Raw genomic sequence first — 677 nt, forward strand, 5'->3', positions numbered from 1 at the left:
AGGGATGTAAACCCGTCTGGCAGGCAAGGGCTGGTAGTGACCTGAGAGTAATTCATCCCTGAGGATTTGCAGCTCAACAGCCAGTCTGGCCTGTAGCATTGTTTTGTTCACGCCATCAACGCCGGGGGTATGCGCCCCCTTTGATGAAAGCGTGATCCGCGCGGCTTCAGCCAGCCATTCTGGTTGTGTTATCAGACGCAGCAGCCGTTCAATCCGTCGGGACGGATCGGTGGCTGCCCATGTGGCAAGCTTGCGTTGCATTTCGCTGATTATCAAAGGTCTTCACCTCGTTAGGTCAGTTAATTCACGTCGCAAACACATTTAAACTGCTTCCCTTCGCCATGTAATGGGCTTTCCCCATCGCGGACTACTACGGAAGCTCCGCCAGCCAGTGCGTCATCGGAGCCATGCCCCCTTAACATCCGCAACTGACCTTCCCCGGTTCACCTGTCTGGACTCAGACATACTGAGGAGGCTGCCCGTCGCACTCTTTATCCTTGCTTGTCGCAAGTTGGCAGAAGTCAGCAACGCGAGCGTGATAGACGCTGCTGCCCCGGTGTTTCGCATACATGTCAAAACACCTTCGACCGGCAGTGCTTACGTATCACTGCCAGTTCCTCCTGCACGGCCTGTCAGATCACGTAGGCCGTGGTGACGTTTTCAACCCACAGAGGCGG

General features: G+C 55.5%; 1 protein-coding gene. It reads right to left on the bottom strand.

Features of this window, described 5'->3' with window-relative positions; translation table 11 throughout:
- Positions 1 to 261 (bottom strand): hypothetical protein (locus ACJ8MK_RS25995; protein WP_442518127.1); only part of this gene is annotated, 261 nt, incomplete at its 3' end.
- Between the last annotated feature and the right edge of the window lie 416 nt (positions 262 to 677).

It is taken from the genome of Serratia sp. CY38905 (genome assembly GCF_052168875.1).
Classification (GTDB): domain Bacteria; phylum Pseudomonadota; class Gammaproteobacteria; order Enterobacterales; family Enterobacteriaceae; genus Serratia; species Serratia sarumanii.